We start from the raw sequence: 22,528 nt of genomic DNA, 5'->3' as shown, positions 1-22,528 counted from the left end.
TCCGATGGAAGACGAAACGGTTGAAATGATTGAATGGCCGAAGTTCCTGGAAATCAAATATTCTGGATTTGTTGATGAAAAAACAATGTTTCAACTGGTGCAGGTAATCAAACAAGAATCCCAAAAAAGAAAGAACTGCCATGTTTTGATTGATTTGACTGGCAGTATCGGGAACATAGATTCATCAACCAGATTCAAAATCGGGTTTTATCTGGCCGAGCATTTAGGGTCGGAATTTCGGCTTGGTGTTTGTGCGGACAAAGCCAGAATAAACATGATTGCGAAAACAGTGGCGGAAACCCGAGGTGTGAATATCTTTGTACATCAGGAAAAATCAAAAGTTGAAAGTTGGCTTTTACACGCATAAATCACTTATTTCAATAGATTTCCAGTACACCACAAGACCGGGACCTCAGTTTGTTCTCTCTACACGTTGGCCTTTAAGCACCGCCAACTTTCTTCACCTGTAAAAATCCGCTGCTCATATCACGTCGAATTTCATATTTTGTCCGCACGGGCCGGTTTTGCTTATCGAGCAAAGAAACAGTGAATTCAGTTCGGCCATCTCCGACCTGATACACAATCGGATAGGTCCCGCGGACGTCTGATTCGCGATAGATGCTGGTGTATTCCTCTCGCTTTGGATCCCATTCGACGATGTAAATCCGATCAAAGTCAATTGAGTTGTCACGGTTGAAGGTGCTCTTGTCCAAAACAATGTAGTTAGTCTGCAGCACGCCTTCTTTATCCTTAGTGCTGCCAATCGGCACACATCCCGTCACACGTCGCCCAGAACCAACCAGACTCGGCAATGGTTCAGGCGCAATCAATTCCATGGCCGGGCCATAAACCCATCCACCTGGGAAGATAGATTCTTTTGGAAATCGAACCAGATACCAGTCAACCAGTCTGGTGTCTGTTTCTTCATCATCAGGCTGGTCCGGAGTTTCATCTGAATTTGACTTCACCAGTTTTTCCTCAACCCGCGCATGTTTGATGACATCAAAAGCGGTTTCACTGCGGAGCAACACCACAACTTCAGCATCCCGTTTTGCCGAAAGACGAAGATTGGATTGGACTTTCAGTTTTCCCTGGATTTGAGTGGGCAGGTTTTCCCCTTCTTTCTGAAGCAATTCCTGACACCGGGCCAGGATTTTCTGGCTCACGATATGCCGGCTTTCAATCCAGCCGTATTGGTTGCGGCCCTGCTGATTTTGAAACCGGATTTTGACGTAATCAATGCCATTGGCGGTGATGCGGTCAGTAATGTCGAGCCGATCCCCCTTTTTCACCTGCCCTAACCGGGTGTGAATCAATGCCGTTGAGCTAATGACCTCGACCTTGTCTGAGATGACGACTCCCTCATCAATTTTCTCCTCAAAATCCAGGCAGGCAGCCTGAACAACCAGAAAAAAAATCAGAATGCTCATCGAACAGATGTGACGAAGTTTCATGCGTCTTCTCATTATGAACTGGGATGAAAGTGACGGAACCAGGCGTTTTTTGGACTGGCCACCCCTTATAGCACGGGATTGTCCGATGAGACAAATTTCGATCAGGGAATAATCAGACTGATTGAAAATCACATCCGACCAACCACGACTCTCCCAGCGCCCACAGATCTGGTTAAATCCTAATAAAACCTGAACTTCTGCATTTTGACTTGATCCATTCAATATCAGACTGCTACACTTTGCACTTTCTTTTGGTCCAGGGGCTTCCTTCCTGCCTTTCATCCAAAGCCAACACATCTCAACTTTTTCCGATGCCCACTTCAGTCATTGTGAACTTACCTTGTTCAGGCGTTCATCTTTCGAACCCTCACAAGAAAACACCCCCTCTGTGCCAAATCAAAATACCCACGCTCACCAAAATCAAGCTGGCACGAGACCAGTCCATAAGTGCATTTTGCGTTAAAGCGTCTCTGCTTTTTATAACAATCAAATCCAACGCTTTTGCGGCGGGCCTGCTTCAAGGTCTGCCTTGCTCGATCCAAAGAGGAAATTGCCCATGTATCATTGTACCCGACGCACGGTCTATGTCGTGCTGCTCATTGCCGCCATTTGTGGAGCAATCCTGGTAAATCCAGTTGGGAATACCACCGCTTCGCACCCACAATCCCCAAGACAAAAACCCACGGCTTCGGTTTCGCTTCCAGGTCAACCAGAATCAACCAACCAATCGCAGGGTTCTATCTGGCCATCAGTGGAGAAACAGTTGATCAATGCCCGGGCACCAAAAGGAAGTGCCCTCGAAGCTCTCATTCGAGCCAACCAGGATTTTTCTCTTCTAACTCCTGATGAAGCGACCGACACCATTCGTGTACCAGCCTGGTTACGCGTGTTTTGGCGCAAAGCCCGGCCAGATTATGTTCGGAAGCCAAATGACCCAACGAAAGGGTATCCCTTTGTTCTGAAGGAAATTTACGAGTGGATGGTAACCCATCCTGATCTGCAACCTGGCACGCCAGAGCCGCCGGTCGCTCCGTCGGATGAAGTTCGAGTTCCAGTCATTGGGACAGACAAACGAGTTTCTGGGTCTCAATCGGTTCCTCAGAGTGAATCCGATATCCGAATTAACTACTGGGATCCATCCAAAATTATTTCTGCCTCAAATAATATCGGCGGAAGCGGGATGCAAAGCCAGTATTACTCAACCAATAGCGGGTCAACCTGGGGACGAACCAACCTCAGCCTGTTTTCAGGCGATTCGTTCCATTCTGACCCAACTGTGGATTGGACATCGGATGGTCGTGCCTGGTCAACCACGCTCGGAATTTCCGGGGGCACGCTCCGAGGTCGAAGTTACGTTTCGACCAACAACGGAGTGACCTGGACTCAAGATGGAACCTTTAGCGGAACCCAAACCAATGTGGATAAGCAAATGGTGTGGGTTGACCACAGCAGCAGTTCTTCCTTTAAAGACAATATTTATGCCATCTGGCACAACGGGGCGCCGGTGTATATGAGCCGCCGCCTCAGCAGTTGGAGCAGCCCAATTCAGGTTAGCGGGAGTGAAACAACCGGCACTGGCATTGGGTCAGATGTCAAAACCAATGCGTTTGGCGACGTTTTTGGCTTCTGGCCAGATACGGGCAGTCGAGGTATTTACCTGGTGAAATCCACCAATGGTGGAAGTTCCTATGGTTCCCCGATTCAAATTGCAACCACCTTTGACAGCTTTGATATTGGGGTTCCGTCATTTAACAACCGGCGGGTGTTGATTTATGTCACGGCTGGCGCCTATCGGACGGCGGTCAAAAACAATGTGTATGCGATTTGGGCCGACCTGGATGCCTCAGGATCCGAACCTGGCTCAAATGCGTCATCACCACGCAAAACTCGAATCTGGTTTTCACGGTCAACCAATGGTGGGACGAGCTGGTCAGCCAAAGCCATGATCAACAATCAGGCCGGGTTGAATGACCAGCACAACCCCTGGATGGTGGTTGACGAAACCAGCGGCGCGCTTGGGGTGATTTATTATGACACGGTCGGAGACTCTACCCGGAGAACCGTTAACGTCTGGTATCAGGCTTCTTATGACGATGGCGTCACCTGGGAAGTCCCGGTCAAAGTTACAACCGCTGTCACCGATGAGACAATCAGTGGGGCTGATTCCGGCAATCAGTTTGGCGATTACAATGGACTCTCAGGGTTTGCCGGAAAGTTCTTTCCAAGCTGGACGGATCGCCGAAGCGGCGGACGCGAAGAAATCTGGACCGCTGAAATTACTGATAATGCGGTTCCTTCACCATCCGTCATTGCGGCTGGCTCTAGCATCACGAACGGGAATTGTGGAAGCCCAGCCACAACCGCAATTGACCCAGGTGAAACCGTGACAGTTTCCTTTTCCTTGCAAAACGTGGGGAGTGCCAATACCGGCGCGAATACCACAGCGACATTGCGTTCCACTGGCGGGGTCACCCTGCCGAGCGCCGCCCAAAACTATGGGCAATTGACCAGTGGCGGCGGCGCTGTTAGTCGGTCATTTACCTTCACAGCGAATGGAAACTGTGGAGACACCATCACCGCAACCTTTGATGTCACTGACGGAACCTATACCACAACCGTCACTTATCAATTTGTGCTTGGTGGCGGTGCACTCAATACCATCTTCAGTCAGAATTTTGATGGTGTGACAGCGCCGGCGCTGCCATCAGGTTGGACCACATCCGTTCTCTCTGGATCGGTTGGAAGCTGGGCGAGCACGACGACCAACCCGGATACAGCGGCAAACACCACCTTTACCAACGGCATTACCACTGTTGCGTCCAATGCGCTGATTTCACCATCCATTGCGCTTCCGGCTGGCAGCACAGGGGTCACGCTGAGCTTCCGTCACGCCTGGAACTTTGAAAGCCCCTGGGACGGCGGGGTGCTTGAAATTAGCACGAATGCCGGCTCAACCTGGACGGATGCTGTCACCCTTGGAGCAACATTTGATCAAGGTGGCTATACTGGGGCCTTAAACTCATCAGGCAACCCACTGTCAACCCGGCAAGCCTGGACCGGAGCACAGACCGGTTATGTCACCACAACCGCAACATTGCCAGCCAGTCTGAATGGTCAATCCATCCAACTGCGGTGGCGGGGTGGTTGGGATGCATCAGTAGCCAACACCAACCCGAACTGGCGTGTGGATACGGTTTCGATTGCCACACCAGCCTGCTCGTCGTGCTCTGGCGGTTGCCCAACGATAAGTGGCACAGTAAGCGGAACAACGACGATTTGTTCCGGCAACAGCACCAACGTTTCGGTCACAGTGAGTGGTGGAACCAGTCCATACACGGTGACGATCAGCAACGGTGGTGGTACGCAAAACGGCTCCGGGCCAACATTTAATTTTTCTGTATCACCCACAACATCAACGACATACCTGGTATCTGGGACTGATGCCAACAATTGTACAATTTCAGGTATTGGTAATGCTGTGGTGACCGTCAACCAACCACCAGCAGGTGCAAATGCTGGGCTTGATCAGACTATTTGCACTGGGGGGGCTGCCGCGCTTAATGCTTCGCAAACGTCAGGTACAGGTGTTTGGTCAGTCTTTAATGGCCCCAACACATCAACATCACAGTTTAGTAATACAACTGTGTCAAATGCTGTTTTTACTCCAACAACAACTGGAACGTATACCTTGCGGTGGACAGTTACTAATTCACCATGTGTTGGGTCAGTAACGGATGATGTTGTAGTCACAGTTAATGCTGGGCCACCAACGGCTGAAGCTGGATCCAATCAGACTTTATGTTTCCCAACAACCACCACTTTAGGCGCCAATTCCCCATCACCAGGTACGGGAGCCTGGACAGTCCTTGTTGGACCAAACACTTCACTTTCACAGTTTAGCAACCCGACATCACCAACCTCAACGTTCACGCCAACCGCTTCTGGTCAATATACATTGCAATGGACAATTTCACAGTCCCCATGTGTACCAACTAGCGATGTTATTGCCCTAAACTATGTTGCGCCCCCGAGTACGGCGAATGCCGGTCCAGATCGGCAAACATGTGCAGGGGTTCCAGTAGGGCTATCTGCAACCAATCCAACAAGTGGTAGTGGAATGTGGTCAGTTGTGTCAGGTCCTTCAACCTCAAGTAGTCAGTTCAGCATTGTGACTGGATTTAATGCTACCTTTACACCGGCTGGGGGGGCTGGAACCTATCTATTACAATGGACTGTCTCAAATTCACCCTGTAGCACAAGTTCAGACCAAATGATTGTTGACGTGGTAGCATCCTGCGCCAGCGGTTCAGCCACCCTGTATGTGGCCGACACGACCAACAACCGGGTTCAGAAGTTCAACGGAACGACCTGGACGGTGATCGGAACCGGGGTTTCCGGAACAGGAAATGGTCAATTCCTAACGCCGGAAGCGGTCACCGCAAGCCTTGACGGTGTGCGGATTTATGTGGCCGACACGGGCAACAACCGCATTCAATGGTCAACCAACAGTGGTGCCACCTGGTTCAACTTCGCCACCAGTGGCACCGGATTGAATCAGGTGAGCGGACCACGGGGTCTGGCGCTGGATTCAGCCGGCAACCTGTATGTGGCCGATGGTGGCAACAACCGGGTACTGCGCTTCAACGACGGTACACCAGGAACGGGTGTGTTGCTGGCAGCCAGTGGAACGACCTCCGGTCGGGTGCGAACCCCGAACGGATTGGCAGTTGACAGCAACTTCAATCTGTTTATCGCCGACACCCTCAACAACCGCATTCTGAAAGTTACCAACGCCAATACCAGAACCAACGCCAACACGGGCACGGTCCTGGCTGGTTTGAGTTCAGGGTTGACAGGTGTCCGGGCACCACAGGGACTGGCGGTTGATTCAGCCAACAACCTGTATGTCGCCGATACTGGCAACAACCGCGTCATCCGATTTGCTGGAGGTACTTCTGGCACGGCTACGGCATTGTGCTTAAGCGGCACAACGCTGGGCAAAGTGCGAGCACCGGAAGGCGTCACCATCAGCGTGTTCACGGCTGGGTCACTGACCGGCGGCGAATTCCTGGTGGTCAGCGACACGACCAACAACCGAATTCAAGGCAAACTGTTGAGTGGCACGACCTGGACACTGGTCGGCACACCCAATGGCCTGGGAAGCGGCATTGGTCAATTTCGTGCCCCAAGCAAAATCCGATAAACCTTTAAACTGAATGTTTAGGTAAGGTTAAGGGAGTTTGAATCATTCAAGCTCCCTTTTTCTTTGCTTTTGGAAAAATTAGTCGTTGACAAACACTCGTTTATCTGTACAATCCGACGTTTCCAGTGACGCGGGGTGGAGCAGCCTGGTAGCTCGTTGGGCTCAAGACGCAAAACCCTTCCCGTCAGCCTTGACTTAACTACAAACCAATTCAAAGCTGGCACTTACAGACAACAACCACCGTCGTTGCCTGTGATATGGGAGATGTTCTTGCATTGGGCGGTATGTGGGGTAACTCACATATGTTGACCTGTCAAATTCGGGGAAGCCACTGGTGGGGTAATCCCGAGCCAAGCCCAAAAATGAAGTTTGTTTTTGGGAAGGTGTAGAGACTGTCACTGATGTTCGAAGAGGTCCGACACATTGATGAAGGACATTGATCATTTGATAACTGTTTCATATAAGCGGTCATTTGTGATCGGAATGCTCCTGGCTGGTGCGACATCGCGCCGAACGGATCTTCCACATAAACTGCGCGCTACGTTTACCGTGGTTCACAGTCTGGCACAAACTGACCTGGCTGAGTGGAAAGCTTCCGAAGTGAGACGATTGTTTGGCTTGCCGGTTCAGATTCTTCGAAATCAGCAAGCAGATCAAACAAGCTTCTCTTTTGTGCAGGAAGGCCGACTGAGAGTCATCCACGATTGGTTTCATCGGGCAAACCAAAAAACGATTACCGATAAGGTTCGCTTTTTGTCACATCCGATTGGACTTGCGGTGATTCTGAGTGATTGCGGGTTTGTACACGATTCCAACTCGATTGGAATTCAGCTTCCCGACATCAATCGTGCCAGTACACAACGGTTGCTCGAACACATCACAGGTTTCTGTGGTGCAACCGGCCACCTCACCCCTGAAAACAATGAACCTGGAGCGACTGGAACCCAGATCATTTATTCAGAAAATGAGGCCCGAAAGCTCTGGGAATGCGCATCCTCGTGGATGCCGTCAATTCCCTCAGTGGTTGAAAAGTTCTCAGTTTTAAATGATATATTCGACATTAGTTAAGATGGCAGGCACCCGAACGGTATCAACCGAGGGTGAAGAGAAAGTCCAGACCACAAACTGATTTTCAGGCAGCGAAAGCTGTAGTGGTACGCATAACCCAAAGGTCGCGGGTTCAAATCCCGCCCCCGCAACCAATTTGCTTCAAAGAAAAAGCCACCGGGCAACCGGTGGCTTTTTCTTTTGTGATTCAAAACCAGGGCTGAAGACATCGGGCTTGGGGCTCAGGGATGAAGACTCGCAAGCTCGGAGCAAGGGAAGGGATGAGGGATGAAGGATGAGGGATGAAATAAAACCAATTTCTTTAGCCCGAAGTCTTCAGCCCTGAGCCCTCAGCCCCAGTCTTCAGCCTGACTTTGTTTGGAGTGAATTGAGCAGATTCTGGGCATCGGTTAACCCTGGTTTCAACTTCAGGGCGGTTTGCAGGTGGCCAATCGCGTCAGGTTGTTTTCCGTTCGAATTGAGCAAAATAGCCAGGCGATAATGAACATCAGCCTGATTCGGATCGCGATAGAGTGATTTTTGATAGGCATCAATCGCGTCTTTGGGACGATTGGCCGCACTTAACGCATTTCCCAAGATTTGAAATCCGATGGCTGATTCTGGATGGAGCCTAAGGGCATAGTTCAAATGGACAATCGCGGCGTTGGGGTCTTTATTTGAGGTCAACACATTGGCCAGGTTGAGACGGGCTTCAAAGAAATCAGGCTGAAGGTCAATGGCTTTGGAGTAATGCTGAGTGGCTTCCGGGTACATTTTCTTGTTGAAGTAGTAGGTACCCAAGGCACAATAGGTTTTGGCGTGTTTTGGATCAGACTTCAGTACATCCTGAAGGTATTCAAAAGCCTCATTCCCTCGATTGAGGTTTACCAGTGCATTGCCATAGTTGAATAACAGATCAGGCATCTCGGGCCTTTTCCGGAGTGCTTGTTCGTAATATTTGATCGCTTCAGCGTGATTTCCCCGTTGCTCATAAATTCTTCCCAATGCAGAGAGCGTTGTGACAAAAGTCGGATCCATCCGATGGGCTTCCTTGAGGTGTTTTTCAGCTTCCTCAAGCCGATTATTTTTGAGATACTCCACCCCTAAATTTGACTCCGTGACAAAGTTACTGACTCCGCAACCAACCGCGTGCTGAAACAAGGTCAGGTTGTTTTTCCAAACCTGGGTTTGTGCCCAGGACAACCCAATACAGGCCACCATGAAAAACCCTAAAGCCAGTTGCAGCATTTTTCTGTGAGCCTGGTTTGATTGAAGCCACACGTGCCCTCCCCAAACCACAATCAAGAACAACCCAATAAATGAAAAGTAGGCATACCGATCAGATCGAGGAGTATTCAGATTGGCAAACCCCACCATTGGCAACAGAGTGGCACCAAACCAGAGCCAGCCGACCAGCACCGCCCGCTCATGACGACTCAGTAACACCACCCATCCAGAGAGACAGACCAGTACCGCCAGACACAGCAGACCAAGCCAAAACGGCGTTAACGGAACATCATAAAAAATGGCCAGATTGGTTGGTAAAAACAGCTTTTTGATGTAGTAGACATACCCACTGAACCCATCCCAAATCAATGTGGTTGAAGGTCTTCGAATCTGAAGTTCCGAGCCGCCAGCGATTTTTCCACTGGCTCGGGTGAAAAACACAATGGCCAGGGCAAACAACCCAAACGGAATTTTCTCAAGGATCAGTGGCAGCAGGTGTTCTTTCAAAGTCACCCAGGAGAAACTGAACGGTTCCGGTAAGCGATTGAGCGGCCAGATATCAAGTAAGATTAAAACCGGCGGTACGACAATCCCCAACGGCTTGGCCATCAGCGAGAGCATAAAACACATCAAGGTCAGCCCATAGGCAAGCCAGTTTCGCCTGGGTTGGGCAAACCAGACATAGGCCCATAGAGTCAGAAATCCAAAAAATGTACAAATCAGGTCCTTGCGCGCCGCTATCCAGGCGACTGGTTCAACCTGCATGGGGTGAACCGCAAAGAAAAACGCCACCACTCCGCTCAGCCATGCCTGCCCGGTGAGATATCGCAATAACCCAAATAACAACAATGTATTGGCGACATGAAACAACACATTGGTCAGATGGTGACCACCAGCCTTTGATCCGAATAACGACCAGTCCAGGATATGTGAAAACCACGACACGGGCATCCAGTAGTTTGAAGCATAGGTGGTGGTAAATGCCCACTTGATTGTTTCTAGGGTAAATCCCTTTTTGATCTCAGCATTTGAAGTCACAAACTGAAGGTCATCAAAATCAACAAACCCAAACGTGACCACATTGCTATAAACAATGGCGATGCAAACCAGGAGGCCAAGGGCAATACCAAGCTCTGCTTGATATGACCGGAGCCAGGTCTGAAAACCAGTTGCCCAAGATTGGGTCGTTTTTTGAGGTTGCGCCGATGTTGTAGCCTCTTTGACTGTCAGTTCCGTCTTTTTTTTGGATTGTTTCGCCATAGGTTCAGGGTTTGAAAACCAGGGTTTAGAGTTCAGGATTTTCGGAAGCGATGAGTCATGAGCGATGACGGATAGGAAAAATCATCTTGTCATCCTGCCACCTTGTCATCTTGTCACCTTGTCATTCAGTCATCCTTCCAGGGTTCAGGGTTTTCAAAACTGAGCACCAAACACTTTGTATCAGGTATCAGGATCAGCACCCTTTTCGTGGTCGTGCTTTTGTGCTTATTTTGTTTTTTGATATAGTGGTGAGTCCTCCAAGCATTCAAAGGAATACACATCATGTCAACTGTTTTGCCCTCAAGGAGTGAAATTCAGGTCCTTGCCACACAGGCGTCCCTTCCTGCCGTTCGACCCAAGACGGAGGCGCCGTCCCGACTGGAGTATGGCTTCCGACTCGTCTATGTGATCTGGGTTTTGGCTGGGTTTGGGTTGTATTTGTATTTCGATCTGCGTGGCTGGCTGCGAAAACGCGGCCAGAATGAAAACACCGAACAGCGAATGCGTCGGCAAGCCGCCCGACTTCGCGAACGACTTATCAAACTCGGGCCAACCTTTATCAAAATTGGACAGGCACTGGGAACACGAGCCGACCTGCTTCCGGTCGCTTATGTAGATGAACTGGCCAAATTGCAAAACCGAGTCCCTCCATTTCCAAACCGCGAAGCCTACGCCATCATCGAACGCGAATTAGGTCGCCCACCCCAGCAGGTCTTTGCCCGTTTTGAACCCGACCCGATTGCAGCGGCCAGTCTGGGTCAGGTGTATCGTGCCCGACTGCAAAACGGCAAAGAAGTCGTCGTCAAAGTCCAACGCCCACATTTGGAAACTCTGATTACCCTGGATCTGGCCATTTTGCGCCGGATTGGCCGGTTTCTGCTCCGATACCCTCAATTTTTCAAAGGCGCTGACTGGCTCGGGATGATTGATGAATTTGAACGGGTGATCCATGAAGAAATGGATTACCGAATGGAAGGCCGCAATGCCGAGCGATTTAAGAAAAATTTTGCATCCTGGCCCGAAGTTCACGTCCCGATTATTTACTGGGAATATTCAACGTCCCAGGTCTTGACCATGGAATTTATCCAGGGTATTCGAGTGACTGACACCAAATCACTGGCTGCGGCTGGGATCAATGCCCGGCAAGTCAACGAGGTCATGCACCGGGCCTATTTTAAACAACTTCTTGAAGACGGCTTCTTCCACGCCGATCCGCATCCGGGCAATATTCTGGTGATGCGCGATGGCCGGCTGGCATTTTTTGATTTCGGGATGGTTGGTCGGATTACACCCAAACTCCAGAGCCAGATGGTGAGCGCGTTTTTTCACATTCTTGACCGGGACTTCGACGGCATCGTCAACGACCTGATCAGCCTCGAATTTCTCTCGCCAGAAGTCAACCTTGATGAATTTCGTCCGATTGTGGTGGATCTTTTCAAACGCAAGGTTGACATCAAGCTTTCGGAAGTTCGCTTTAAGGATTTGACCTACGAACTTGGCGAAATCATTTACAAATACCCATTTACCACTCCGACGGCGTTTACCTTCATTATGCGGGCGTTGATGACGCTCGAAGGCATCAGCATCCAGATGAACCCGGAATTTAACTTCCTTGAAGTCGCCCGGCCCTATGCGCGTGATTTTCTCTTCCGGCGTGACAGCGCCAAATTGCGCGAAAAAGTGTGGCAAAGCCTGCACGATGTGCGCTCCGGCAAGTTTGACTGGCACCGGTTCTACACGCTGGCCAAAAGCGCGGTATCACTTTATTTTGCATGAAAAGACTCTGAACCAAACCTCAAATATGATTCGAACCCTGAAAATCGAACGCTTTAAGTCGCTGGTAAAGCTTGAATTGGAACTTGGCCAAATCAATGTTTTCATCGGTGCAAACGGGAGCGGAAAAAGCAATTTGCTAGAGGGATTGGGAGTACTTGGTGCTGCGGCATCAGGTCGAGTAGATGACGAAGCTCTGTTACGGCGTGGGGTCCGACCTGGGGTGCCAAAACTCTACAAAGCGGCTTTCCCCACGAAAGATAAAGTACCTCATCTCACATTTGGTGCCACCTCAAATGAAGGAGCACGTTATGAAGTAAATCTCTGGAATCCGATTTCAGATCCTGAGCCAGCCTGGCGATTTAAAACCGAGAGACTTAACGGCGCTGAAGGCAAAAAGGTCGTAACTCGTGGAGTTAAAACACACGGTAAGCGCAATCAAGAACAAGGTTTAGCCGCACTTGGGGTTGTAAATCTGGAACCTGGGGATGCGGCATTAACTCTTATGGACGAGCTTCGAGGATATCGTATTCATTGCCCCAACACACCGACCTTACGAAGTCTTGTTCAAGATCAACAATCGCAACTGCCTGTAGGATTGGCGGGTGGGCGGTTACCTGAAACAATCACAGAGATACTGTCGGCTGCAAAAAAAAAGAACCTTTTGCTTGAGGTTCTTGACGAAGTCCGTGACCTGCTTGATTGGGCCAGTGATTTTTCCGCAGGTCCTTCAATTGGGCTTCCACTATCTCCGTCAGCGGCACGGTCTCCTCAGGTAATTAAGTTTGAAGACCGATTTATGGCCAAAAGGCGAAATAAATTGACCGGATATGATGCCAGCGAAGGAGCACTCTACATCCTTTTTGCCGCTGTGCTTGCGCTCCATCCCAAATCACCTTCCTGCCTTGCTGTTGACAATCTGGATCAGGCGCTCAATCCTCGTCTTGCACAAAGGCTTATGACGGCTTTGTGTTCGTGGACTGTCAGGCTTGAGAAAAAACAACAATGGCTCATCACGGTTCATAATCCAGCGATTCTGGATGGCTTACCACTGAATAATCCAGAAATCCGGCTTTTTACAGTAGATAGAAATAACCACGGGCACACAGTTGTGAGACACATTGATTTAGCAACAGCCCTCAAAGCTCGACCAAACGCCGAATGGACACTTTCTCGCATGTGGATGACAAGCTTGCTTGGAGGCGTTCCTAATGTCTGACTCTTTACGCATTGCCTTAGCCGCCGAAGGACCGACAGACAAAATCGTGATTGAAGCAGCCCTGAATTCTATCCTGGAAGGTCGCCGCGAGTTTGTCCTCAAACACTGAAGCCTGGGTGGTTGCAGCTTTATTTCTAAATGATCAGGCCGTTTCAAGAGGTATTGAGTGTTACCCGGCTCCAGAAGCGCGACTGAGCCAGCAATCAAAGGCAACTCGGATTCGCAAAACACAGCGTGACTATCAAACAAAAGCCCAGGGACTAAGAAATGCCTGGCCACGACTTGCCGCTCCAGATGCACTCAGCGAAGCCCATCGCTTTCAAACTGAGTTTTTAGCCCAGCTTTCAACTGAATAGAACAACATATTATCTTGTTTTAATAATTTAAGTGGATGCCCCCGCCTGACGGGGCCATCCACTCGGGTGACTGACTACAGGGTAAATCGAAATGTCAGAATCCCTGTGACTTTGACAGGAACTTTATTGAGCAACGTGGGCTTGAATTTCCACTGCCAGGCAGCATTGATAGCCGCCTGTCGCAGCAAGGCATGGCCGGAAACAACACGCACGCTTTCGACATTCCCTTTTTCGTCAATTACAAGTTCAACCACAACATCCCCCGCAACCCGTGCAGAAAGCTTCGGGTATTCGGGCGTGACCCGAGTGAGTGCATTCCCGCGCATAACGCCTTCGCTTCGTCTCACAACTGAAGGTGGGGCAGGTTGTCTGCCTGGCGGGGGCGGGGGTGCGGGCATAGGTAACAAATTTGGGTCAGCACAGCTTATCTTCGCAGGCGGAGGCGTGTTCACGATCTCTTTTGGTGCCTCCCTCGGTGGAGCAAACACTGGAGACGCAACTGCCCCGGAGGCTTCCCCATCCCCAAAATCCCCATCCCCATCTCCAAACCCTGCCAAACCAGTCGCCGGCCCCTGAGGACCGACGGATCCGTCGCCATCTCCTTTATCTGGGGCTGCTGCCAGAACCTGTTCCTTTTCAAGTTTGCCACCTTGAACTGGACCACGATCAATCGCCAGAAATGAAGTAAACGGTGTCATCAACCGATATTTCAGACCAAGCTGCGTGACCCTGGCTTCCAGATCGGACGATACCCTTCCGTATTGGAAACCCTCATAGTCCTCACGCATTAACTCTCGGAGTTGCTGCCGGGCCCACAACGTTGCCAGTTCGTCGTGCCGGGGTTCAGTGGCGGGTAATTCCATCTGGATTCGCTGCTCAACTGGCCGCCCAGCCACCTTTCCACGGAGCACAACTTCGCCCTGAGCCTGCCCATTAAACCTTCCTGTAACCACAACTGGTGTGGCACTGAACAAATCCGGAATATTGACTGGATAGACATCCTTTACCGGTAAACTTCCCCAATCAATTGAAATATCAGTCAGTAACGGCGAGCGAACTCGTTCGTGAAATCGCTGCGCCGCCGCCGAACCATCATCCTCAAGCCCCACAAATTCAACTTCTCCGCGCCCGAGCCGCGCCATTTCTTCAAGCAAAAACCGATTGACCGAACTGCCGATTCCAAATGAAAACACGCGGGCATTCGGGTGTTTTTTGACTTCGCTGAGGATTTCCAGATCATTTCCGACATAGCCATCGGTCATAAAACATACGACTCGAAGATGATTTTGCGAATCTGACGGCTCAAGCGCGGCACGAATTGCTTTCATCATTTCCGTTCCACCACTGCCAGACCGGGATTTGAGAAAGGTACGGGCTGTCGCCAAATTTTCAGGTGTTGCCGAAACAGGTTCCGGAAACAAAATGTGAGTGTCTCCGGCAAAAGTAATCAGGTTGAAGGTGTCTTGCGGATACAAACCGTTGAGCGCGTGATCCATGGCTTCTTTGGCTTTTTCGATTGGAAAACCTTCCATTGACCCGGAAGTATCAAGGACAAATACCAGCTCCTTTGGTGTCAGATCTTTTTCCCGAATTTCTGATGGTGGCTGTACCATCAATGTGAAATACCCGCCAAGCGGCCCGTTGTGGGTCAGCACTCCCTGTGTTACGGCTGGACCAGCCACCTTGCACCGCACAATAAAGTCTTTATTTGGAATCTCAGCCTCCGCTTTGAGATGGAGCGCGGCAGTGCTCATGGTTTTCGATTGATCCAGGATGACCCGATGCGTAGGTGAAACAACCGATTGAATCGGAACTCCGGCATCAATTTGAAGCTTGAGGGAAATGTCATGACCTGGACGAGTTGACAGTGGTGGAGTAACACGGGCTGCATCAGGAACTGTCACGGCCAATCCTTTTGTTTCTGAATCAGGTGGCGATTGACCCCGAATGTAGCGTTCCCCAACTGTCATTGGAAAAACAAACTCGTATTCACCATCCTCATATTTTAAGGTTTCAACATAACTGATTGAAATAACGACAGTTGCACCAGGCGGGATATTCGTCACTGACTGGGTGAAAACATTTGACCGCTCCTGATCAAGCAAGGCAGCGGTTTCACCATTGTCACGTGCCTGTTTGAAAAGTCGGGCGGCTTCTTCGCGTGACAGGATTTCACCTTCGATCACACGACCTCCAATATTCATCGTCATTCGATCAACCGCTGCCATTTGCGGAAGCGGAAAGATATAAACGGCTTCGAGGCGATTGGAGTGCCGATTGACAAAAGTTTGCTCAACCGTGACTCGACCCACATTGCCACTCAACGAAGCGTTGACTGCGGTGTGCTTCAGAGCACATTGCCCAACTGGATGTTGTTTTTCATCCAGAATAATCAGCGCCCCACCTTCACTCGCTTCCTGAGATTGAGCCTGAACTACAGCCGAAAGCGGCATTTCCCAACTGTATTTCACCCCAAAACTCACCGCCAGCACACACAGCATGGCGGTGGTCAGTCGCATCAACCATTTTTTGACGTGCATATAGACAGACCTCTCCCACCCACACGATGGCCTTGACGGATAGACACACATCCTGCGGTTGTTTCTTCAAAAGATTGTCCTGATTGGATTTGTGTACTTTGACACCAGAACGGGAAGTTGGTTCCCGGTTTTTTGAGGTGGAAAATCCCGCGACTGAGAAGAGAAAAGACAAAAAGGACGAAAAGGACTGAAGGGACAAAAGAAACTCAATTCGAAAACCCTGAACCCTGAACCCAAAGCTCTGACAGGATGACTGGCTGACAAGGTGACAGAGTGATTTTTTCATCCCTCATCCTTCATCCCTCATCCCTTCCGAAAACCCTGAACCCTGAACCCAGTTTCTCAATACACTTCCATCTTCATACAAAACACGCTGCCGCCTGATTTGATGAACTCACTGGTGTCTACTTCGGTGACGTGAAAACCGACCCGACGCAGTTCGGCCACGGTTTTGGTCGCTCCCCACTGGATGACCACTTTTCGACCATCAAAAGCAAACGCATTGCAGGCAAAGGTTTGATGAGCTTCAGCAGACGGGGCTTCGATAACCAGTGGAAAAAAGCGATGAATCAACGCCAGCCCTTCGCTGGTGAAAGCCTGTGGGTAGATTAAAACGCTTTGTTCATCGAGCGCACAAAAGCAGGTATCGAGGTGGTAAAACTCCGGCGTGCTGAGTTCCATGGCGATAATCGGAACACCAAGTCGCTCAGATAACTCAGGATAGATGGCAAAATCAGTGCGCTGGCCGTGCCCGCCCCAGAGCAATTTTCGACCGGGATGCCAGATGGCGTCGCCTTGACCTTCAAAGCATACGTCAGGCTGTTCGATTTCCAGAATGCGATAGCCCTGACTGGCAAACCACTGGCGATAGAAGGGGATTTCCCGTTGCCGTGATGGATAGCGCATCCGGGAAATCACCACATACGGCGTACCGTCTTCATCCAGTCCCGGAAGTACCTGATTGGCTGAAAACACCATGTCTTCCAAATCAGGAATCGGCTCAATGGTAACAACCGGTTTTCCAAGTTGCTCGAAAGTGGTTTTCAGCACGTCCCACTGTGCCAGCGCCAGAGCTTTATCAAGTGTTCCAATGTTGCCTTGCATAAAGGCATTTTTGACATCCTTGATTTCAAAGTAGTCTGGCGGGCACATCAAAATCCTGGACGGCTCAGGACGAGTCGGAAGGGCGAGTTTGTCAAGTGACTGGGCTTTGGCAAGTGTGGTAATGACGTGGGGTTGCGGCATAGGAGTCTGGGGTTCAGGGTTCAGGGTTCAGGGTTTGGGGTTCAGGACAATACGAAAGGACCAAAGTGACAAAAAGGACCAGCAGGACAGGAATTTAAAACCCTGAACCCTGAACCCTGAACCCTGAACCCTATCTAACCATTGATTTCAATAGTGGATTCAAGGCATCTACTAGCGTTGGATAACCAATTTCCTGGAGTTCATAGCCAATTCGGCACGTTGGATGTTTGATGTCAATCACCCGCGAGAGATTGATGGGTGTGGCAATCAGTACCAGATCACAGTCAATCCGGTTGATGGTTTCGGCCAGATCGTGCATCTGGTCGGCACCATAGCCCATGGCCGGCAACAGTCGGCCAATTCCCGGATAATGATGAAATGTCTCGGCCAGACTGCCGACCACATATGGTCGTGGATCAATGATTTCGCGGGCACCAAACTTTTCAGCCGCCAGAACGCCAGCTCCATACTTCATCGAACCATGCGTTAAAGTTGGCCCGTCTTCGACCACCAAAACCCGTTTGCCGCGGATCGCCTCTGGTTTTTCAACTGTCAACGGCATCGCAGCGTCAATCACCATCGCGGTTGGATTCACTGCGCGGATGTTGGCACGAACCAGCGCAATACCTTCTGGTGTCGCGGAGTCAATTTTATTGAGAATGATCACATCAGCACGGCGCAGATTGACCTCACCTGGAAAATATGTCAACTCATGGCCTGGGCGATGTGGGTCGGCAATCACAATTTCCAGATCCGGAACATAAAACGAGAAGTCGTTATTGCCTCCGTCCCACAAAATAACATCCGCTTCGGTTTCGGCCTGCCGGATAATCCCTTCATAGTCCACGCCGGCAAAAACGGTCACACCTTTGATCAGGTGGGGCTCATATTCTTCCATTTCTTCAATCGTGCAGTCCTGAGCGGCCAGATCTTCAAGGGTGGTAAAGCGTTGCACCCGCTGTTTGACCAGGTCGCCATATGGCATCGGGTGACGAATGACCGCCACCTTCAAACCGGCATCAAGCAAGAGTTGCACAATGCGCCGCGAAGCCGGACTTTTGCCACACCCAGTTCGAACCGCACACACCGAAATTACCGGTTTGGTGGACTTGATCATCGTGGCTTTGGTGCCCAACAACCGGAAATCAGCACCAGCCGCATTCACACGTGCAGCCAGATGCATGACATCCTGATGAGCAATGTCCGAATAAGAAAAAACCACCTCATCAACTTTGAGGCGGCTTATCAATCGTTCGAGATCATCTTCCGGGTAAATTGGAATGCCTTGTGGGTAAAATCCCCCAGCCAGTTCCGCCGGGTATTTTCGACCATCAATGTTTGGAATCTGGGTGGCGGTAAAGGCAACCACTTCACACACGTTGTGGTTGCGAAAAACAGTATTGAAGTTATGAAAATCTCGACCAGCGGCACCTAAAATCAGAACGCGTTTTCGATTCATACCTGATTCTCCTGTAAAGCTAGCAATGCCTGACGCGCAGCAGTTTCGCCTTCGGAAACCATTGCCTGGACAGCCTGACGACCGGGCAGATACCCAACCACCGGAATTGGCGGCTGGATCAAAATGTCGGTGGACTGAAGCGCCCGCCGATAATGTTCCGGAAAAACCTGGCTCGTCACCGGGTCAAGTCCAACCACGCGCAAGCACCAGCCATATCCCCAGACATCGGACGCAATCACGAAATCAGCCCCGAACTGACGACATACTTCTGACGGCAGCACGCACGTGGTGCCGCCATCTTCAAACAATTTTCCGTCCCGCACCACCGGACGACGGACATACGGCAAAGCACAACTGGCATTGATTGCTGTGGCCAGCCGACCTTCGCGAATGACCACCGTCTGGTGATCCACAATCGAAGTCACGACGGCGGCAAACGGGTGCTCAAGATCGGCAAAGGTTGCCGGAAGGTGCGAGTCGCAAAACTGTTCGAGCAGATGGCTGTTGAGGAGGTTTGGCCAGAAAACCGATGTGGCCATTTCCGCAATGCCCTGCCAGTTTTTTCCTGCTGCAAATGCTGCGCCAATCAAACTGCCGACGCTGGTACCGACAATAATCTCGGGATAAATTTCAAGTTCGGCCAGGGCTTTTAAAACGCCAATGTGTGCCAGACCTCGGACGGCGCCTCCACTGAGGGCTAAACCGATGCGCGGACGAGAAGTTGAGGATGTGCGTGGTGACATAAGCTCAGGGTTCAGGGTTCAGGGTTTACTTCATTCTCGTGATGCCGCCCGGTTCCGGCAGGTGGCTGTGACACTTTGGCAATTGTGTTTATCGCGCGGGGAAAGCCTCAAAAAACACCTTCGAAAACACGATGTAACTCAATCATAGACAAGGGGTTTGTCGTTTGCAAAACCTGCCGGTTTGAGATATAGTGCCGCCATTCTAAAAACCGCTTGAGAAATCCGCTTCAAACCGCTCTTAACCCTTCATTCCTAAGAAGTTAGGTGGTTTCCCTGCATTCAGTGTGGAGATTTTCTTGAAGACCTGATACAATTACTCAGTTATAGACAGGGTACAACGTCTCACACTGTGCTCCCCTGTTGACCAACCAGTCAGACATCTCTCTGGACGCTCCCAGTTGCCTTTCAAAAACTGATGGGCTGGCCTGAGATTTGGCTGCATTCTCTGACGGATACCTGAACCAAACCCACATCCGTGACTGGTAACAGGGCACAACAAAAATTCAGTTTTTCTAACCTCAGTTGATTTTCATTTGGAGTACAAGCATGGATGAGCAGAAGTTAGTCATCGCAAATATCGAAGACGAGATGAAACGTAGCTACCTGGACTACGCGATGTCGGTCATCATCGGGCGCGCGCTGCCAGATGTCCGCGACGGCCTCAAACCGGTCCATCGCCGTATCCTGTGGGCAATGCACGAGTTAAGCAATACATACAACAAGCCGTACAAAAAGAGCGCCCGTATCGTCGGATCGGTCATCGGTCAGTACCATCCCCACGGAGACTCCGCCGTCTATGATTCCATCGTGCGCATGGTGCAGGATTTTTCCCTCCGTATTCCGTTGATTGATGGTCAGGGGAATTTCGGCAGCGTTGATGGCGATTCCGCGGCTGCTATGAGATATACGGAAATTCGTCTCGCCCGCGTAGCAGAGGCGATGCTGGCGGATATTGATAAAGAAACGGTGGATTTCCAGCCCAATTACGATGAATCGCAGTGGGAGCCGATGGTGCTACCGGTCCGCTTCCCTAATTTGCTGGTGAATGGCTCATCTGGAATTGCCGTCGGAATGGCGACCAATATTCCACCGCACAACCTGGGCGAAATTATTGATGCCACAATTCATCTGGTTCAAAAACCTGCCGCCACGGTTGAAGATTTGATGAAATTTGTCCAGGGGCCAGACTTCCCGACCGGTGCCTTTATCTGTGGCCGGAAAGGGATTTTACAGGCGTACCTGACCGGACGCGGTTCAGTTACCATGCGGGCCCGGGCAGCGATTGATTATGTCGGCAAAAATGGGGCTGAGCGTCAGGCGATTGTGGTGACCGAACTTCCCTACCAGGTCAATAAAGCCAGACTGATCGAAAAAATTGCTGAACTTATTACCGACAAGAAGATTGAGGATATTTCGGATCTGCGTGACGAATCTGACCGCGACGGAATGCGCATTGTGATCGAACTCAAACGCAGCGCCGTCGCCCAGGTTGTGCTCAATAACCTCTATAAACAGACCCAGATGCAGTTGAACTTCGGCACCATCAACCTCTCGATTGTCAACGGACAACCTCGGGTGCTCAATCTGGTTGATACCCTGCAGTTGTTTATTGACCACCGCAAAGACGTGGTGCGCCGCCGAACCCTCTTTGAGTTGCGCAAAGCCGAAGCCCGCGCCCATATCCTCGAAGGTCTCAAGAAAGCGCTCGGGATTTTGGACGAAGTGATTGCGCTGATTCGGGCCGCCAAACAGCCCAAGGAAGCCAAAGAAGGACTTGTTCAGAAATTTGGGTTCACTGAAATCCAGGCTCAGTCAATCCTGGATATGCAACTCCAGCGGTTGACCGGCATGGAACAGCAGAAAATCGTTGAGGAATACACCAATATTATTAAGCGGATTGCCGAACTCAACGAAATTCTGGCCAATGAAACCGTACTCAAGAACCTGATTATTAAAGAACTGGCTGACGTCAAACGCGAATTTGCCAATGAGCGTCGGACACAAATCGTTGATGAGGAAACTGAACTCACCATCGAAGACCTGATTCCAGATGAAGAGGTCGTCATCACAATCACCCACGGCGGCTACATCAAACGCACCCCGCTTTCGTCATACCGCACCCAGCGGCGTGGTGGCGTTGGTCGGCGTGGAATGGCGACCAAGGCCGAAGATGTGCTCGATGCCATGTTTATTGCTTCAACGCACAGCTATATGTTGATCTTCACGGATAAAGGTCAGGTGTATAAGGTCAAGGTTCACGAAATTCCAGATGCAGCCACCGCCGGACGCGGCAAAGCAATTGTCAATCTGGTCGAACTGCCGCAGGGTGAAAAAGTCGCGGGCATGTTCCCGATTCGGGAGTTTGCCGAAGGCCGATATGTGGTGATGGTCACCCGACGCGGCATCATCAAGAAAACCGAACTCACCGAATTTGCCAACATCCGGTCAAACGGCATTATCGCGATCAGTATTGAAGACGGTGATGTGTTGATGGGCATCCAGATGAGCGACGGCAACAAAAACATCCTGCTTTCAACCTATCACGGAATGGCCATTCACTTTAAGGAAACCGATGTCCGGGCAATGGGTCGCAATGCCTATGGCGTGATTGGCATCAATCTGCGCCAGGATGACTATGTGACCGGTGTTTCCGTGGTGGACGGAACAGAACACATCCTGGCGCTCTCAGAACTCGGTCTTGGCAAACGCACACTGGTCAGTGAATACCCACCTCAAAGCCGTGGCGGCGTTGGGGTCATCAATATGAAGGTCACAGATCGGACGGGCGGCGTCATCACGGCGCTTCCGGTCAAAAATGACGATCAATTGATGGTGATTACCCAGCAGGGGCAGGTGGTGCGGATTGAAGTCGAGCCGATCCGTGAAACGAGCCGTTCGGCTCAAGGCGTCAAGATCATCAATCTGAGCGATGATGACCGGGTGGTCTCAGCCTCGCTGATTGATATGCAGAATGTCGAACCAGTTGAATAGAAGCCAGCGAA

At 50.6% G+C, this 22,528-nt stretch carries 13 protein-coding genes; 7 read left to right on the top strand and 6 right to left on the bottom strand.

Annotation, left to right across the window (positions count from 1 at the left end; genetic code table 11):
- The first annotated feature begins 4 nt into the window (after positions 1-4).
- Complete coding sequence (locus HY774_21720; protein MBI4751105.1) at positions 5-367, top strand: hypothetical protein; 363 nt, start codon at positions 5-7, stop codon at positions 365-367.
- 73 nt (positions 368-440) lie between these two features.
- Here the strand turns inward: HY774_21720 and HY774_21715 are convergent, their stop codons facing one another.
- Positions 441-1,454, bottom strand: coding sequence for a hypothetical protein (locus tag HY774_21715; GenBank protein ID MBI4751104.1), 1,014 nt, complete (start codon positions 1,452-1,454; stop codon positions 441-443).
- A gap of 556 nt (positions 1,455-2,010) precedes the next feature.
- Here HY774_21715 and HY774_21710 point away from each other — a divergent pair.
- Both HY774_21710 and HY774_21705 read left to right on the top strand, forming a co-directional pair.
- Positions 2,011-6,657, top strand: coding sequence for an SMP-30/gluconolactonase/LRE family protein (locus HY774_21710; GenBank protein ID MBI4751103.1), 4,647 nt, complete (start codon positions 2,011-2,013; stop codon positions 6,655-6,657).
- A gap of 426 nt (positions 6,658-7,083) precedes the next feature.
- The gene (locus tag HY774_21705; protein ID MBI4751102.1) at positions 7,084-7,725 is read left to right on the top strand and encodes a hypothetical protein; all 642 of its coding nucleotides are present in this window, start codon (positions 7,084-7,086) and stop codon (positions 7,723-7,725) included.
- 342 nt (positions 7,726-8,067) lie between these two features.
- Here HY774_21705 and HY774_21700 read toward each other — a convergent pair whose 3' ends face one another.
- The gene (locus tag HY774_21700) at positions 8,068-10,191 is read right to left on the bottom strand and encodes a tetratricopeptide repeat protein (GenBank protein MBI4751101.1); all 2,124 of its coding nucleotides are present in this window, start codon (positions 10,189-10,191) and stop codon (positions 8,068-8,070) included.
- A gap of 282 nt (positions 10,192-10,473) precedes the next feature.
- Here HY774_21700 and HY774_21695 point away from each other — a divergent pair, with 282 nt between their 5' ends.
- The 3 genes from HY774_21695 to HY774_21685 all read left to right on the top strand — a co-directional run bounded on the left by HY774_21695 (position 10,474) and on the right by HY774_21685 (position 13,539).
- A complete protein-coding gene (locus HY774_21695; protein ID MBI4751100.1) occupies positions 10,474-11,967 on the top strand; it encodes an AarF/ABC1/UbiB kinase family protein in 1,494 nt (497 codons plus the stop codon).
- Between the two features lie 25 nt (positions 11,968-11,992).
- Positions 11,993-13,183: an AAA family ATPase gene (locus tag HY774_21690; GenBank protein ID MBI4751099.1), complete on the top strand. Its 1,191-nt coding sequence runs from the start codon at positions 11,993-11,995 to the stop codon at positions 13,181-13,183.
- Positions 13,184-13,275: 92 nt separating this feature from the next.
- Positions 13,276-13,539 (top strand): hypothetical protein, encoded by a 264-nt coding sequence (locus HY774_21685; GenBank protein ID MBI4751098.1) that lies wholly within the window; start codon positions 13,276-13,278, stop codon positions 13,537-13,539.
- Positions 13,540-13,613: 74 nt separating this feature from the next.
- Here the strand turns inward: HY774_21685 and HY774_21680 are convergent, their stop codons facing one another.
- From HY774_21680 to HY774_21665, 4 genes are all read right to left on the bottom strand, one after another.
- On the bottom strand, positions 13,614-16,079 hold the full coding sequence (locus tag HY774_21680) for a TonB family protein (GenBank protein ID MBI4751097.1): 2,466 nt from the start codon (positions 16,077-16,079) through the stop codon (positions 13,614-13,616).
- A 342-nt stretch (positions 16,080-16,421) separates the two neighbouring features.
- Positions 16,422-17,324: an amidinotransferase gene (locus HY774_21675; GenBank protein MBI4751096.1), complete on the bottom strand. Its 903-nt coding sequence runs from the start codon at positions 17,322-17,324 to the stop codon at positions 16,422-16,424.
- Positions 17,325-17,454: 130 nt separating this feature from the next.
- Positions 17,455-18,783 carry a GTPase gene (locus tag HY774_21670; protein ID MBI4751095.1) on the bottom strand — a complete coding sequence of 443 codons (1,329 nt, stop codon included), beginning with the start codon at positions 18,781-18,783 and terminating at the stop codon, positions 17,455-17,457.
- Complete coding sequence (locus tag HY774_21665) at positions 18,780-19,526, bottom strand: patatin-like phospholipase family protein (protein ID MBI4751094.1); 747 nt, start codon at positions 19,524-19,526, stop codon at positions 18,780-18,782. The genes HY774_21670 and HY774_21665 overlap by 4 nt, the downstream gene beginning before the upstream one ends.
- Positions 19,527-20,072: 546 nt before the next feature.
- Here HY774_21665 and gyrA point away from each other — a divergent pair.
- Positions 20,073-22,517: a DNA gyrase subunit A gene (gene gyrA, locus HY774_21660; protein ID MBI4751093.1), complete on the top strand. Its 2,445-nt coding sequence runs from the start codon at positions 20,073-20,075 to the stop codon at positions 22,515-22,517.
- Positions 22,518-22,528 lie beyond the last annotated feature (11 nt).

Source organism: Acidobacteriota bacterium, from assembly GCA_016208495.1.
In the GTDB taxonomy this organism is placed as follows: Bacteria; Acidobacteriota; Blastocatellia; order Chloracidobacteriales; family Chloracidobacteriaceae; genus JACQXX01.
The sequence above is the reverse complement of the archived record's forward strand: the minus strand, read 5'-3'. Positions and strand labels throughout refer to the sequence as shown.

Excerpts from the sequence above, each read along its gene's own strand:
- HY774_21715 (MBI4751104.1), bottom strand. The coding sequence starts at position 1,454 with ATGAAACTTCGTCACATCTGTTCGATGAGCATTCTGATTTTTTTTCTG.
- gyrA (MBI4751093.1), top strand. The coding sequence starts at position 20,073 with ATGGATGAGCAGAAGTTAGTCATCGCAAATATCGAAGACGAGATGAAA.
- HY774_21665 (MBI4751094.1), bottom strand. The coding sequence starts at position 19,526 with ATGTCACCACGCACATCCTCAACTTCTCGTCCGCGCATCGGTTTAGCC.
- HY774_21720 (MBI4751105.1), top strand. The coding sequence starts at position 5 with ATGGAAGACGAAACGGTTGAAATGATTGAATGGCCGAAGTTCCTGGAA.
- HY774_21695 (MBI4751100.1), top strand. The coding sequence starts at position 10,474 with ATGTCAACTGTTTTGCCCTCAAGGAGTGAAATTCAGGTCCTTGCCACA.
- HY774_21710 (MBI4751103.1), top strand. The coding sequence starts at position 2,011 with ATGTATCATTGTACCCGACGCACGGTCTATGTCGTGCTGCTCATTGCC.
- HY774_21675 (MBI4751096.1), bottom strand. The coding sequence starts at position 17,324 with ATGCCGCAACCCCACGTCATTACCACACTTGCCAAAGCCCAGTCACTT.
- HY774_21680 (MBI4751097.1), bottom strand. The coding sequence starts at position 16,079 with ATGCACGTCAAAAAATGGTTGATGCGACTGACCACCGCCATGCTGTGT.
- HY774_21700 (MBI4751101.1), bottom strand. The coding sequence starts at position 10,191 with ATGGCGAAACAATCCAAAAAAAAGACGGAACTGACAGTCAAAGAGGCT.
- HY774_21670 (MBI4751095.1), bottom strand. The coding sequence starts at position 18,783 with ATGAATCGAAAACGCGTTCTGATTTTAGGTGCCGCTGGTCGAGATTTT.
- HY774_21690 (MBI4751099.1), top strand. The coding sequence starts at position 11,993 with ATGATTCGAACCCTGAAAATCGAACGCTTTAAGTCGCTGGTAAAGCTT.
- HY774_21705 (MBI4751102.1), top strand. The coding sequence starts at position 7,084 with ATGAAGGACATTGATCATTTGATAACTGTTTCATATAAGCGGTCATTT.